This window comes from Vibrio sp. VP6 (assembly GCF_028823755.1).
GTDB classification, from domain to species: Bacteria; Pseudomonadota; Gammaproteobacteria; order Enterobacterales; family Vibrionaceae; genus Vibrio; species Vibrio parahaemolyticus.
Genome location: NZ_JAPEID010000002.1, coordinates 175,379 through 188,541, shown reverse-complemented (window position 1 = coordinate 188,541; position 13,163 = coordinate 175,379). Strand labels below are relative to the sequence as shown.

At 46.6% G+C, this 13,163-nt stretch carries 14 protein-coding genes and 1 pseudogene; 3 read left to right on the top strand and 12 right to left on the bottom strand.

All coding sequences use genetic code 11. The features are described 5' to 3' along the window. Nucleotides 1–134: 134 nt before the first annotated feature. The 3 genes and pseudogenes from OU793_RS02105 to OU793_RS02095 all read right to left on the bottom strand — a co-directional run bounded on the left by OU793_RS02105 (nt 135) and on the right by OU793_RS02095 (nt 2,288). Nucleotides 135–830 (bottom strand): VC0807 family protein, encoded by a 696-nt coding sequence (locus OU793_RS02105; RefSeq protein WP_005477491.1) that lies wholly within the window; start codon nt 828–830, stop codon nt 135–137. 201 nt (nt 831–1,031) lie between these two features. Continuing rightward, nucleotides 1,032–1,517: pseudogene (locus tag OU793_RS02100) on the bottom strand (sigma-70 family RNA polymerase sigma factor). An 84-nt stretch (nt 1,518–1,601) separates the two neighbouring features. After that, entirely contained in the window at nt 1,602–2,288 is a 687-nt protein-coding gene (locus OU793_RS02095) for a DJ-1/PfpI family protein (RefSeq protein ID WP_020838307.1), read from the bottom strand. 126 nt (nt 2,289–2,414) lie between these two features. Here OU793_RS02095 and OU793_RS02090 point away from each other — a divergent pair, with 126 nt between their 5' ends. After that, entirely contained in the window at nt 2,415–3,371 is a 957-nt protein-coding gene (locus OU793_RS02090; protein WP_140103041.1) for a LysR family transcriptional regulator, read from the top strand. A 127-nt stretch (nt 3,372–3,498) separates the two neighbouring features. Further along, nucleotides 3,499–4,038 (top strand): CAP domain-containing protein, encoded by a 540-nt coding sequence (locus tag OU793_RS02085; protein WP_024702226.1) that lies wholly within the window; start codon nt 3,499–3,501, stop codon nt 4,036–4,038. Between the two features lie 76 nt (nt 4,039–4,114). On the opposite strand, the gene OU793_RS02080 is transcribed toward OU793_RS02085, so the two are convergent. The 4 genes from OU793_RS02080 to OU793_RS02065 form a co-directional block, all read right to left on the bottom strand. Then, nucleotides 4,115–4,534 carry a VOC family protein gene (locus tag OU793_RS02080; protein ID WP_005500076.1) on the bottom strand — a complete coding sequence of 140 codons (420 nt, stop codon included), beginning with the start codon at nt 4,532–4,534 and terminating at the stop codon, nt 4,115–4,117. A gap of 341 nt (nt 4,535–4,875) precedes the next feature. Continuing rightward, the gene (gene ahpF / locus OU793_RS02075; protein WP_054390893.1) at nt 4,876–6,444 is read right to left on the bottom strand and encodes an alkyl hydroperoxide reductase subunit F; all 1,569 of its coding nucleotides are present in this window, start codon (nt 6,442–6,444) and stop codon (nt 4,876–4,878) included. Between the two features lie 157 nt (nt 6,445–6,601). Beyond that, nucleotides 6,602–7,159 carry an alkyl hydroperoxide reductase subunit C gene (gene ahpC, locus OU793_RS02070; RefSeq protein WP_005395542.1) on the bottom strand — a complete coding sequence of 186 codons (558 nt, stop codon included), beginning with the start codon at nt 7,157–7,159 and terminating at the stop codon, nt 6,602–6,604. 273 nt (nt 7,160–7,432) lie between these two features. Beyond that, the gene (locus OU793_RS02065) at nt 7,433–7,891 is read right to left on the bottom strand and encodes a MarR family winged helix-turn-helix transcriptional regulator (RefSeq protein ID WP_017447146.1); all 459 of its coding nucleotides are present in this window, start codon (nt 7,889–7,891) and stop codon (nt 7,433–7,435) included. A gap of 125 nt (nt 7,892–8,016) precedes the next feature. Here OU793_RS02065 and OU793_RS02060 point away from each other — a divergent pair, with 125 nt between their 5' ends. Beyond that, on the top strand, nt 8,017–8,439 hold the full coding sequence (locus OU793_RS02060) for an organic hydroperoxide resistance protein (RefSeq protein WP_021452879.1): 423 nt from the start codon (nt 8,017–8,019) through the stop codon (nt 8,437–8,439). A 77-nt stretch (nt 8,440–8,516) separates the two neighbouring features. On the opposite strand, the gene OU793_RS02055 is transcribed toward OU793_RS02060, so the two are convergent. From OU793_RS02055 to araA, 5 genes are all read right to left on the bottom strand, one after another. After that, a complete protein-coding gene (locus OU793_RS02055) occupies nt 8,517–9,614 on the bottom strand; it encodes an ElyC/SanA/YdcF family protein (RefSeq protein WP_140103039.1) in 1,098 nt (365 codons plus the stop codon). Nucleotides 9,615–9,890: 276 nt separating this feature from the next. Further along, nucleotides 9,891–10,136 carry a DUF3297 family protein gene (locus OU793_RS02050; RefSeq protein WP_005460424.1) on the bottom strand — a complete coding sequence of 82 codons (246 nt, stop codon included), beginning with the start codon at nt 10,134–10,136 and terminating at the stop codon, nt 9,891–9,893. Between the two features lie 69 nt (nt 10,137–10,205). Next, entirely contained in the window at nt 10,206–11,045 is an 840-nt protein-coding gene (gene araC / locus OU793_RS02045) for an arabinose operon transcriptional regulator AraC (RefSeq protein WP_020841561.1), read from the bottom strand. Nucleotides 11,046–11,101: 56 nt separating this feature from the next. Beyond that, entirely contained in the window at nt 11,102–11,620 is a 519-nt protein-coding gene (locus OU793_RS02040) for a hypothetical protein (RefSeq protein ID WP_005500066.1), read from the bottom strand. A gap of 46 nt (nt 11,621–11,666) precedes the next feature. Further along, nucleotides 11,667–13,160, bottom strand: coding sequence for an L-arabinose isomerase (gene araA, locus OU793_RS02035; RefSeq protein WP_025501716.1), 1,494 nt, complete (start codon nt 13,158–13,160; stop codon nt 11,667–11,669). Between the last annotated feature and the right edge of the window lie 3 nt (nt 13,161–13,163).

The window sequence follows — 13,163 nt, the reverse complement described above, 5'->3', positions numbered from 1 at the left end:
CCCCTATCAATGTGAACGTGGTCAACACTGAGTGACGGATGAGTGAATCTAAATGGAAAGCTATGGAATAGAAAAGGGCGGGTGGAAGATAGGGGAAGAGGGCTCTTCCCCTTAGTATTTCGAGTGCTGAGGTTTTACTTTATGTGGAAAATTTGTTCAGTTTCAAGAGACGTCATTGCGCGAATTTGACGCCAAATGTAGTAAAAAATACCAAACATCATCAACATGCTAGGAATGGCGATCATTGGGTAGCTGTAAAGTGTCAACTTACCGAGCTCTTCATTGAAGGCCGCAGTGCCTGATGGGCTGGTGACGATCCACGTAGCAAGGAAGTAGTTCATTGCAGATGAGAATGCAAAGGTGCTTGCGAACAAGTAGTTCGAAGACATTAGGCAACGTTCGAACGCATCGGTTTTACCATTTTCTCTCAAACGCTCGTTAATCAATGCGAGGTTCAAAACCGTGTCGTTCAATACCATTTTTTGCATCAATGGGTAGCGGGTAAAAGTGGAGCCCAATACCGCGATGCCGATCAGGCCGGGAATCAAGGCTTCTTTCAAGGCTAACCAGCGAGTATCAAGCTCCAACAAGCCGATGCCACCAGTTAATAATACGCTGATAAAACCAAGCGCTGAGATAAAGTTAAATTTCTTGTTGCGGATGAGATCCATACCGCCGTAAACCACAGGAAAGAGCAAAGCGACAACCAGTGCCATTGCGGTTCCTAGGTGCTCTTCGCCACTGTATTTCATCAAGATGAACGAAGGGATGAATACGTTAAAAAGGATCTCGAATAGGGGATTCGACTTTTTCGCCGTCGTGTTACTCATAATTTCCTACTGACTCTATTATGTCGGCTGCCATTGTACTTTGGGTGGAAGTGTTCATCCAGTAACGCCAGATGTAAAGCGTTAACGCACCAAGTTATGTAACGACTTATGAAATAGACCCGAGCATAGCCAGTTAGTTGGCATGATTGACCAAGTTTTCTTGGTGGCTAGGTGAGCTCCATACCAGTAGGAACTTCTGTCTTAATGGTTTCCTTGCTGCGCGATGAGCTGGTTGCGCGCTCTGAATAATCGAGTCGCCACCGTATTGTGATTGAGCCTCAAGGCTTGGGCAATCTCATCATGATTCAGCCCAGCCACTAGGCTCAAGAGCAATGGCTCTCGGTATTTGGGTTTGAGAATCATCATTTGTTTTTGAAGCCAATCTTGGGCCATGTCGTGGTCACTGCCGGGGTAGGTTTTTGTCTGTATTGCACACTCATCAATGTCGACAAAATCGAACTGTTTTCTATCAAAGCGCCGAGCATTCTCACGACGCAAAATAGTGATGAGCCAAGACTTCTCGGCGTTGGGATCATTTAAGTTATCAAAGAATCGCCACGCTTTCAGGAAGGTCTATTGCGCCAAATCTTCAGCAATGTGTTGATCTTTGCACAGCCAATATGCGAGACGATAGATATCTTGGTATCGCTCTTTCGTCAGTGTTTCGTAACGTTTTTGTTTTTTCATAACATTAAGACCTGAAGTGTAGAAGTGGGCTGCAAGGTAACCTCTGAAACACCGAAGGTTACCTGTGGTTTCGTCCTTGCCCGCTTAAAATGGCTGGGTAGAAAAACGTGAGTATTGAAGGGCGTCTGCGACTTCTTGAGCTTTAGATTCCGAAGTCATGAGATGCAGTAATTTGAGGGCGGCCTGATAGCTGACTAGGCTGCCGTTTGAGGTGATGACTCCATCATCAACCACAAAATTCTGGTCGAACTGTACATCAACTGCTGGATAGTCTTTTTGTAATCCGTTTTCACCTCCTGCCCACGTCGTCGCTTTCTTACCGTTTAACAGGCCAGCCTCGGCCAATAGATACGCACCAGAGCAATTACTTGCCATCCAATCTGCCGCCTTTGATGTGGTTTGAATAAAGTGAATGAGATCCTTGTTTTCGATTAGCGCATCCATGTCGTAGCTGGATGTTAAAACCAGCACGTCGAGTTCTGGCTGATCGCCAATCCAAGCATCCACACCAATTTTTAATCCCTCTTCAGTGGTGATGGTTTTCTGATCAGAGACGGAAATGGTGAGTACTTCATAATCACTAAACCAAGTCAGACGACTTGCAACGCCAAAGACCTCTAAAGGCGCAGTAACATCAGAGGTCAGTACGCCGTCGTAAACCAGAATGCCAATGCGTTTATCCGCCGCATGTGCCGTTTGAAGCATCCCAAAGAATAGGACTAAGGTCGCTATTAGTAGATGTAGTGCATTCTTTAATCCATTTTTACCCATTGTTTTTTCCTCGCTAACAGAGCATCAAGTTATTGAGATTCATTATATTTGGGCTGATTGGTGATTGAAGAGCCAGTTTGTCTTTACTAAAGTGAAGAAAGTTCACGAATGGAATGTGCGAGTTTTATGGATAAGATACGGTCCCTACGATTTTTTATTGCTACTTTAGAAGGTGGCAGTTTTGCTGCAGCCGCCAAAGCGTATGGCACAGACCCTTCTACAGTGAGTAAGGCAATCCATCGTCTTGAAAGCGACTTGGGAATACAGCTGTTCCTGCGTTCTACGCGACAGATCCGTCTGACAGAAGCCGGTCGTCGATACGCAAATACCGCTAGGTTTGTACTGGACGAACTGACGGCGTGTGAGGATTCCTTAAAAAGCCACAATGATGCGCTTTCAGGACTGCTTAAGATTAATGTGCCGGTCTCCTACGGTCGCCTTTACATTCGCCCTTTATTAAAAGAGTTTTGTCGCCGCTACCCAAGCATCACTATCGATATTCATTACGATGACGCCTACGTTGATATTATTGAACAAGGGATTGATGTGTCGATTCGTTCTGGTGTCGTTCAGGACAGCCAGTTGATCGTGCGCCAGCTGAGTCCTATCGATTTTATTATTTGTGGCAGTCAGGATTACTTAACACGGCATGGTGTTCCTAGTGGCCCAGACGCATTCAATGACCATTCTTGGGTTCGTTTTCGTTTTAAACAAACGGGGAAACTGTTGCCGATTCGAATGCCAGAACCAGACGGTGCAAGTGAGTATAACCCCGAGAGAAATTTTATTGTAAACGACGGCGAATCGATGGCAGAGCTTTGCGCAGAAGGCTTAGGGTTAACTCAGATTCCTCACTTTATCGCGAGAGATTGGCTCAAAGCAGGGCGTTTAGTGCCGATATTTCCGAGCATGCGTCAAGCAGGAAATGGCGTGTATCTTCTCTATGCTAACCGGGAATATGTGCCTGCCCGAGTGAGGGTGTTCATCGATTTTATCACTCAAGCAATACAGGATATGGATGAAACGCCATTCCATACGTGGGCTGAAACGTTGCCGATTTACCAACCGAACCAAGGTGATTGAAAACTTCATGTGAGTCTTTGGTTAAAACACCCCAAGCCATATGGTGCTTTTATTGGTTTTTGTTAGGTTATTGGGCGTTATTATCGAAAAGCGCAGTTTGCTCTTCGTCACTCATAAAGGAAAGACAATGCCAACTAAGATCTTAGTGCCAGTTTTGGCTCTACTTCTCAGCGCATGTGGCGGCGACGGGGAGTCGTCAGCACCTGTAGAAAACGGCTCTCAAAACACAGGTTCCACATCGTCACAAGGTACATTTGCCGAGCAGATGCTCGCAGCGGTCAACAGTGCTCGCTCTACCAAACAACAGTGTGGCGCAACCACCATGCCACCTGTTGGAGCACTGACTTGGAGCTACGATTTGGAAAGCGCTGCTTATCGACATTCGAGCGATATGGCGAACAGCGATTTCATGAGTCATACAGGCTCTGACGGCAGCACGCTGTCAGATCGAGTCAACGCAACGGGCTATGCTTGGAGCGCTATTGGTGAGAATGTCGCCGTAGGGCAAAGCTCCATTAACGCCGTCGTCAATGCTTGGCTATCGAGCGAAGGTCACTGCCTCAATATCATGAGTGCGGATTTCGATCAGATGGGCGCGTCGCTTGTCGAAAATCACTCTGCAAGCTACGGGTATTACTGGACTCAGGTTTTTGCCAAACAGCGCTAATGCGATAAAGAAACCTAATAGATAAACTAAAACGCCAGCAGTCACCATCTGCTGGCGTTTTGTTATTTAAGTCTTTTTAGCTTGTCAGATTACGAAGTTTTGGATCATCCGCCAGGTATTCAACAAATTCGATCTCAAAACCTGCAGGGTCAACAAAATACACATTCTTGCGGTATGGCTCATCAGCCCCGGGTTGGGCAATCGGGTAACCTGCATCGGTCAGTCTTTTGATGATGGCATCGACGTTGTTGGTCACATAAGCAAAATGCGCTAGTCCAACTTGATGGCCACCCAAATCGCGGTTCTCCCCTTCACCGTGGTCACTCATCGCAATGTATTGGTACTCATCGCCAAAGTGCAGCCAGTTTCTATGCTTGCCGCTCCATGTACCTTCCCCCTCGTCACGCACGTACCAATGTGGAAATGCAGTTTGATAAAACTTCAGCATTTCAGGGATGTTTTTCACGACTAAATTAATATGTTCTAGTTGGATCATGATGTGCTCCTTTTTGTCATTTCCTAGCCAACGATGAACATGCTAAAACCTCAAGTTAAGTTGAGGTAAAGAGCTTTTTAAAATTTTTAGTGTTGATGTCTTTGGGTCTTGATGCATGGAGAGGTTCGGTGGGGTGGGTACTTTGAATCTGAGAGTTGGGTTAGGTGCATGTAACCCTTCCAAAAACCAAAAAAGCCAGCAGTTAGTACCTGCTGGCAAAGTCTTTGGGCTTCTAGGTTTTTGCTTTTCTTTCTTGCCACTCCGTTCTACACGGTGCCCCGATTGGTTTTCCGGGGAAGAAAACACCGCACCGTGCGCTTTGTGTTCAAGAAATTTGGAGATTAACCTTGCTTACGGATGAGGTAGTCAAACGCGCCTAAGCTTGCTTTTGCACCTTCACCCATCGCAATGATGATCTGTTTGTAAGGAACCGTCGTTGCGTCACCGGCTGCGAAGACACCTTCTAGGCTGGTTTCACCACGGCTACCGACTTCAATTTCGCCGCGCTCAGAAAGCGCTACTTCTGAATCTTTTAGCCATTCTGTATTTGGTACTAGACCGATTTGGACAAAGATACCTGACAGTTCAATCTCTTTGATTTCATCTGTGTTACGGTCTTTGTACTTCAAGCTTGTTACGCGAGTACCGTCACCCACTACTTCTGTGGTTTGTGCCATCGTGATGATGTCGATGTTTGGTAGTGAGTTCGCTTTGTCGATAAGCACTTGGTCTGCGCGAAGTACGTCTGCAAATTCAAGAACGGTTACGTGCTCAACAATACCTGCAAGGTCGATAGCCGCTTCGATGCCTGAGTTACCACCACCGATAACCGCGGTTTTCTTGCCTTTGAATAGTGGGCCGTCACAGTGTGGGCAGTACGCGACGCCTTTGTTGCGGTACTCTTGCTCACCCGGAACGTTCATTTCACGCCAGCGTGCACCAGGGCTTAGGATGACACTCTTACTTTTCAGCGTTGCGCCGCTTTCAAGTTGGATATGAATCAAGCCATCATCTGTGTGTGCTGCGCCCATCAGTTTTTGCGCTTGTTGCTCAGTCACGACGTCTACGTCATATTCTTTTAGGTGCTCTGCTAGGTCAGTCGCCAGTTTTGGACCTTCAGTACGCTTTACCGAGATAAAGTTCTCGATTGCCATAGTGTCCATCACCTGACCACCGAAGCGTTTAGCGACAACGCCAGTGCGAATACCTTTACGCGCTGCGTATAGTGCTGCTGCACTACCACCAGGGCCACCGCCGACAACTAGCACGTCGTATGGGTCTTTTTCGCTCAGTGCTTTGGCTGCTTTCTCGCTCGCACCGTCATCCACTTTGTTTAGGATTTCAGTTAGAGACATACGGCCTTGACCGAATAGCTCTCCGTTTACGAATACGCTTGGTACTGCCATGATGTCGCGTTGTTTCACTTCATCTTGGAATAGTGCACCGTCGATCATGGTTGCTTTCACTTTCGGGTTGATCGCCGCCATCATGTTGAACGCTTGTACAACGTCTGGACAGTTTTGGCACGACAGTGAAATGAACACTTCAACTTCCAACTCTTTATCTAGCGCTGCGATTTGTTCAATCACTTCCGGCTCTAGTTTGATTGGGTGACCACCAGAGTGCAGCAATGCCAAAACCAGAGAGGTAAATTCGTGACCCATTGGTAAGCCAGCAAAGCGGAGTGCTGTGCCTTTTACTGGGTTGGTCACCGTCATCACTGGTTTACGTGCGCTTGCGTTGTCGTCACGTTCAACGGTGATAAAGTCGCTCATCTCTGCGATTTGGTTCGCTAGAGACAGAATGTCATTCGATGCTTTGCTTTCATCTAGACTAACCACTAGACGAACGTCTTCTTTTACATTAGCCAGATATTGTTTGAGTTGTTGTTGGATCGCTTGGTCTAACATAGTTGTTGTTACCTTAAATAAACAAAAGAGTGGTTACTCTGGATAAAATCAGTAGGGAGAGAGCAAACCAGGCAGAAGGTCGTCAAGGTATCTAACCTGGAATGCTCTCTAAGTTAAGCGTCAATTAGCATGTCAAATTGAGCTTAAATTCAGTGGCTTAGATTTTGCCTACTAGGTCTAGAGAAGGAGCTAGCGTCTCTTCGCCTTCTTTCCATTTTGCTGGGCAAACTTCGCCTGGGTGCGCTGCTACGTACTGAGCTGCTTTCACTTTGCGTAGTAGGTCTTCTGCGTCACGACCGATACCTTCAGCAGTGATTTCCATTGCTTGGATAGTACCTTCTGGGTCGATTAGGAACGTTGCACGGTCTGCAAGACCTTGACCTTCACGCATCACACCGAAGTTGTTTGTGATGTTGCCTGTTTGGTCGCCAAGCATGTAGTACTGGATCTTGCCGATTGTTTCTGAGCTATCGTGCCAAGCTTTGTGAGTGAAGTGTGTGTCTGTTGATACTGAGTACACTTCAACGCCGCGTTTTTGTAGCTCTTCGTAGTGGTCTGCTAGGTCACCTAGTTCTGTCGGACATACGAATGTGAAGTCTGCTGGGTAGAAGAAGAATACAGCCCATTTGCCTAGAACATCTTGTTCTGTTACTTCAACGAATTCGCCGTTTTTGTATGCTGTAGCTGCAAATGGTTTGATCTTTGTATTAATCATTTTTTACTTTCCTCAGAATGTTTTAGGGTGAGCAGTTCTTGCTTTCGGAAAGTATATTCGCATCGGATTGTGTTTAAGGAAAATCGCTTGTAACTATCCTATTGATAGACAAATCCTATTTTCGCTAATAGGGAAATCCGATTATAGACGCGAGAAGTTGATTGGTTTTATTGAAGAATGACAGTAGAAAGAGTGTCTGAAAGCAATGAGATCAATAAAGCCTGCAATGGCAGGCTTTTAGCTATTGAGAGGCGTTTATAAAGGGCTTGGCGGTTAGCTGAGCTTATCGAGCACTTTCTCGCAGAGCGTTTTTAGCGTCACCAATTCTTCTAGATCCAACGTGAACTTACAGGCAATGGCATCAGGGACGGATTTCGCCTGATCTTTAAGTGCTCTGCCTGCTTCAGTAAGGTTCAATACGCGTACGCGCTCGTCGGTTTCACTTCTTCCTCTGCTCACAAAGCCTTTTGCTTCTAAGCGTTTTAGCAACGGGGTGAGCGTTCCTGAATCGAGGTGAAGCTGTGAGCCCAACTCTTTTACGCTTGTGCCATCTTTTTCCCACAACACCATCATTACCAAGTACTGCGAGTAGGTGAGATCAAGTGCGTCCAACAACGGTCGGTACGCGCGAATCACAGCGTTAGCAGCGCTGTATAGCGGAAAGCAGACTTGATTCTCTAGTAACAATTTTTCGTCTGCATTCAATGTACTTGGGGAGTAACACTGGCTCATGGGCTTAATCTCGATAAAGGCGATAAAAATAAATTGTGCACAATATAGTTGCAAACTATCGTCGTTTCGATGTAAGGTTGCAAGCAATTAAATTGTGCGCAACTTAAATTAAAGAGGATATTCGCATGACAACATTATACAAAACTCAAGCTACTGCTCTGGCTGGCCGCAATGGTCAAGTAAAAACCAACGATGGTCTGCTGGATCTTGAACTTGCTTATCCAAAAGAGATGGGTGGTACAGGCGCAGCAACGAACCCAGAACAACTGTTTGCAGCGGGTTACTCGGCTTGTTTCTCTAACGCGATTTTGCACGTTGCGCGTGAAGCAAAAGTAGCGCTAAAGAGCGCACCTGTGACAGCTGGAGTAGGCATTGGCCCGAATGAAAACGGTGGCTTTGCGTTGACCGTTAGCCTCGCGGCAGAGTTAGACCTACCACAAGAACAAGCACTAGAGCTGACGCGCATTGCTCACCAAGTCTGCCCATACTCAAATGCCGTTCGTGGCAACATTGACGTCGCCGTTACAGTAAATGGTGAAGCGATTTAATCGCTTTAGACACTGTTCTAATGCAAGAAAGCCTGCGAACGTGCAGGCTTTTTTCGATTTGAATAGGGCGATAAGGGTTAACGCGACTCCAACGGGTAAGAGCGATAACTCCACATACCGTAAGTACGCAGCGCATCGCGGTAAATGCCAAGTAGTTCGCTATCGCTGGCTTTCGCTAAGTCTTTGAGGGGTTTGTCAGGGTAACTTACGGTGTCGAAAGTGATGCCCTGCGGGCCAGTTTGCCAGCTAGCGATTTCAAACAAGGTTTGACCACGACGCACGTGACTTGCCGAGCTGATAATGGTCGCGTGTTTGATGTTGTGGCGCGCCAAGGCGTAGCTGCTGAACAGGGCATTGCCCACCGTGCTGGTGGCGTAGTTTTCTTCGATGATGCGGTCTTTGCTGACTCCTTTTTCAATCAGCCAGTCCGCCATCAATTTACCTTCGGTTTTGTGGTTCTTTGGTACGCCGCCCGTCAAAATAATTATCGCATCTGGGTTCGCTTTCGCCATTGCTAACGTGGTTTCCAAACGCTCAACCAAGATTTGGTGCATTGAACCATCCGGATTCAGTGCGTATCCCAGTGTGACGATCGCCCCTTTGTTGTCCAGTTTGCCTTTATCGGCTTTCTCTTTCAGCGGCGTTGCCAAAATGCGATCTACTGTGTCGAAGATGCGTTTGATGTCTGCTGCTTTACCAGCATTCAGTTTGGCCAGCGTTGTCATGTGTTGATCTGATTCGGCTTGATTGCCTTTAAAGCGCTGCCACACCGCAAGATAAGCGTGTAAATCTGCATCGTCCGGCGCCACTGCCAAGGCTTGTTCGAACAGTTCAATTGCTCGATCGACGTTCTTGTTGTAAATCTGCGCATTTGCCGCAGAAATGAGTAGGTCGGTGCGGTATGGCTCAAGTTGGTAAGCTTCTAGCAATCGGTCGGTAACCATCTCCATATTGCTCGGCATTTTCGCGGTAAAACCAGCGTGAGATATACGCGCCGGCGATTTAAAGGCTTCCACGGCGTCATTCAAAAGTTGGTCGACAACTTGACGTTTGGTCACCAGTTGCGAGTAGTCTGCGGAAGATTGGATTGTAGAATCGTTGGCGGCCAGTGAATAAGGGGCTGCTGTCAGCGCAATTACGCTGCCAAGGGCGATAGCCAGGAGGTTCTTCTTCATGGGTGAATCCTAGTTTTGTTATTTTTCGAATTAGAAAGGTGGATTTTTTCAGTCTAGGTTTGGCTCATGAATAAACTGTGAAACGAATCTCAAAGCTGCCGAGCCAAGCGACCTTTATCGCCAAAACACGAAGTAGGATCACGAAAATGGTTTACTAATTATTTGTCATGTAACTGTTTGGTTTAAAAGATAAACAGTGCGAATGCAACAAAACGTAGGCATTAAAAAAGCCCGAGTAAGACTCGAGCTTTTTAGATTCGACTGAACGAGAGTTGCTTACACGTAGTACGCTTCAACTTCGCCTTTCAGTTTGATCAGCATTGGGTTACCGAAACGGTCTTTTGCTTTAGGAGACGCAATTTTTACCCAACCTTCACTCACGCAGTATTCTTCTACGTCAGTGCGCTCTTTACCGTTGAAACGGATACCGATTTGGTGCTCAAAACATTCTTTGATGAAGAATGGGCTGCGTGGGTTACCTGCTAGGCGATCTGGTAGAGCTGGTTTTGCTGTATCTGTCATGTTTGTGACCTAAATTCCGTAAAAAGTGCGCTATTGTAGTCAGTGCACAGTGAGTGTTCAAGATAACCTTCAACTAATCTGCTCTCGATACAACTTGGGGCTTGCGCCAGCTTTACGTTTGAATACGCGAGAAAAGTAGAGTGGGTCGGTATAACCAACGATACGACCAATGTGATTGACCGAATAGTTGGTTGTGACCAACAATTGTTTCGCTCGGCTAATACGTTGGTCGTCACGCCATTGAGTAATGGTCATGCCTACTTCATCTCGAAATAGATGCCCTAAGCGTGAGGCGGACAGGCAGGTGAAATCAGCGATGTCTTCTAGTGTGAAATTTTGATTCAGGTTCTGCGTCATGTAGTTCATCGCTTCAATAACACGAGGATCTAACGGTTTGCTCACCACATCAGGTTGAATGGTTTTACAACGAATCAGTAGTTGTTCCAGTAAGTTAATCGCGAGATCATCTCGATAAGGCATGTCTGATTTGGAAATGTACTCAATGTCGATGAATAGGCGTTCAATCTGAGAAATAGTGCTGTTATCTAATCCTTGAGTGAGATACACACCACTTCGTTGTTCATGCCAACACAACCAGTCATTCCAAAAGGCACGAGGACGAAAATAGACCCAGCGGTGAAACCATGATGCGTTGTCTTTTTTACGATGGTAGAAGTGCGTTGCGCTTGGTGGAAACAGTAATAAATCCCCGGTTTTGACATCAAAAGCATCATTACCATGAAATATCGTTCCTTCACCTTGGCTCGTGATGTTGATGATGAACCCTTTCATCCCGTTCGGACGATCAATCACAAAATCGAGCTCGTCGCCTTCGATAATGGGGGTAAGCCCAGCCACAAGGTGTGCGTCAAAGTTGTAGCCGGGTTTTAAAGGGTCGTTGTTTTGCATATTTCAACTAATTTACTTTTTCATCAGTCTATTCTGGAGCGGAAAAACTGTCGTCGTTATTCCTCACAGTTTTCTAGAACGATCCATTGTTTGGCAGAAAAGGCTTCTCGGAAAAAGTCCGTCTTAGCGGTTTTCGATAAGAAGTCACTTGGTAATCCATCTCTTTGGTGCTGCCACTTCGCACTTCGCGCTTGCTCGTTGTCTTCGACAGGTGAATCGACAACTTGTTTGATGGTATGACGGATATCAAGGCGAGTTGGAACCGTGTTTCTCGCCAAATACTCGATCACGAGAGCATCATCAGCAAAGTAGTAGTTCATATTGATGGATAAGGTTTCTGAATGGTGCAGTTGACACCATTGTTCGAGCTTTTCTGGCTTGTGCCTAAAGCGCCAATCAGCATCGTGAACGGCAATGAGTTGTCCGTTGTTTAATACTTCCATGGTGCCGATAAAGTGCGTTTTACCATCCCGCTGTAGCTCGAAACTCGCTGGTTGCTCAGTGGAAAGGTTGAGCGTCCAGCGAGTTTTTTCCAGTTGAAAAGTGGGCACGGTTTCTACGTCTGTATCATTCACTAATTGACTCCAAAGTGCTCCCTAAGCGGGAGCACATTTGTGTGGTTTAACCGAGACGGTAATACACTCCGTTGTTACGCAATTCTTGTTTGAACTGGCGTAAGTTGGTGCTGTTGTCAATCACAACCATTTCGATGCCAAGGATTTCAGCGTAGTCGGCAAGCATCGGCAATGTGACAGCTTGGCTGTACACTGCGTGATGTGCGCCGCCAGCGTGAATCCACGCAGCTGCTGCGATATTTAAGTTGGGCTGAGGTTCCCAAAGCGCGTGAGCTACAGGCAAATGTGGCAGTGACTGTGGTGGTGTGACGGTATCAATCACGTTGACGATCATTCTAAAGCGATCGCCAAGATCAATAATCGACACGTTTAACGCTTCACCAGATTGGCCGCTGAAAATTAAGCGTGGAATATCGCAACGGCAGCCAATGGTGTGACGATGAACTTCCAATCTTGGCTTCGCTGCTGCGATAGTTGGACAAACTTCTAGCATGTGAGCGCCTAACACTTGCCCTTTTTCGCCGAAGTTGTAGGTATAGTCTTCCATAAAAGATGTACCGCCCGGTTTGCCTTGCCCCATGACTTTCATGATGTGCGTCATTGCTGCGGTTTTCCAATCACCCTCTCCGCCGTAACCAAAACCTTTAGCCATTAAGCGCTGCGTTGCTAGTCCTGGTAAATTTGTTAAGCCAGTTAGGTTCTCAAACGTGTTGGTGAAAGCGCCTGCTCCAACAGATTTGAGGAAAGATTCCATCCCAAGTTCTAAACGTGCCTCTTGCGTCATCAGCTTTTTCAAATCAGAGTCGTTGAACAAGTCTGGAGACATCTCATACACGGATGCGTATTCATCTAGCTGGTGATTTACATCCGCATCTGATATCGAGTTGACTACGTCACTGAGCTCACCAAGACCGTACGCATTCACTTCATATCCAAACTGGATTTGCGCAGAGACTTTGTTGCCTTCCGTGACCGCGACTTGGCGCATGTTGTCGCCAAAGCGGGCGACTTTCAGGTGCTGACCTGCATTCACACCAATAGCGGCGCGACACCAATCGTCGATATCTCTATGCACTTGCGGTTCTTGCCAGTGTCCGACTACGACTTTACGTTCAATATTCAGACGGGTGCCAATGAAGCCAAACTCTCGGCAACCGTGCGCACTTTGGTTGAGGTTCATGAAATCCATGTCGATTTCATCCCATGGTAGCGCCGCGTTGAACTGGGTGTGAAGGTGTAAAAATGGCTTATTTAGCTGGGTTAGGCCGGCAATCCACATCTTGGCTGGAGAGAAAGTGTGCATCCACAGCATCAAGCCGATACAGTCAGGATCGTTATTGGCTGCGCGGCATACTGCGAGAATTTCATCCGGTGTTTTTACTGTGCCTTTGTTAGCAATAGAAACTGAAATGTCATCAGACGAATTTAATCCTGCAATGATTTCTTCGCTGTTTTGCGCAACGCTTTCCAATACTTGTGGGCCGTACAGATGCTGAGAGCCTGTTACAAACCATACTTGTTTGTCGTTGAAAATCTTCATCAT

Coding starts and splice junctions, on each gene's coding strand:
- OU793_RS02105 (WP_005477491.1), bottom strand. CDS start 830: ATGAGTAACACGACGGCGAAAAAGTCGAATCCCCTATTCGAGATCCTT.
- OU793_RS02095 (WP_020838307.1), bottom strand. CDS start 2,288: ATGGGTAAAAATGGATTAAAGAATGCACTACATCTACTAATAGCGACC.
- OU793_RS02090 (WP_140103041.1), top strand. CDS start 2,415: ATGGATAAGATACGGTCCCTACGATTTTTTATTGCTACTTTAGAAGGT.
- OU793_RS02085 (WP_024702226.1), top strand. CDS start 3,499: ATGCCAACTAAGATCTTAGTGCCAGTTTTGGCTCTACTTCTCAGCGCA.
- OU793_RS02080 (WP_005500076.1), bottom strand. CDS start 4,534: ATGATCCAACTAGAACATATTAATTTAGTCGTGAAAAACATCCCTGAA.
- ahpF (WP_054390893.1), bottom strand. CDS start 6,444: ATGTTAGACCAAGCGATCCAACAACAACTCAAACAATATCTGGCTAAT.
- ahpC (WP_005395542.1), bottom strand. CDS start 7,159: ATGATTAATACAAAGATCAAACCATTTGCAGCTACAGCATACAAAAAC.
- OU793_RS02065 (WP_017447146.1), bottom strand. CDS start 7,891: ATGAGCCAGTGTTACTCCCCAAGTACATTGAATGCAGACGAAAAATTG.
- OU793_RS02060 (WP_021452879.1), top strand. CDS start 8,017: ATGACAACATTATACAAAACTCAAGCTACTGCTCTGGCTGGCCGCAAT.
- OU793_RS02055 (WP_140103039.1), bottom strand. CDS start 9,614: ATGAAGAAGAACCTCCTGGCTATCGCCCTTGGCAGCGTAATTGCGCTG.
- OU793_RS02050 (WP_005460424.1), bottom strand. CDS start 10,136: ATGACAGATACAGCAAAACCAGCTCTACCAGATCGCCTAGCAGGTAAC.
- araC (WP_020841561.1), bottom strand. CDS start 11,045: ATGCAAAACAACGACCCTTTAAAACCCGGCTACAACTTTGACGCACAC.
- araA (WP_025501716.1), bottom strand. CDS start 13,160: ATGAAGATTTTCAACGACAAACAAGTATGGTTTGTAACAGGCTCTCAG.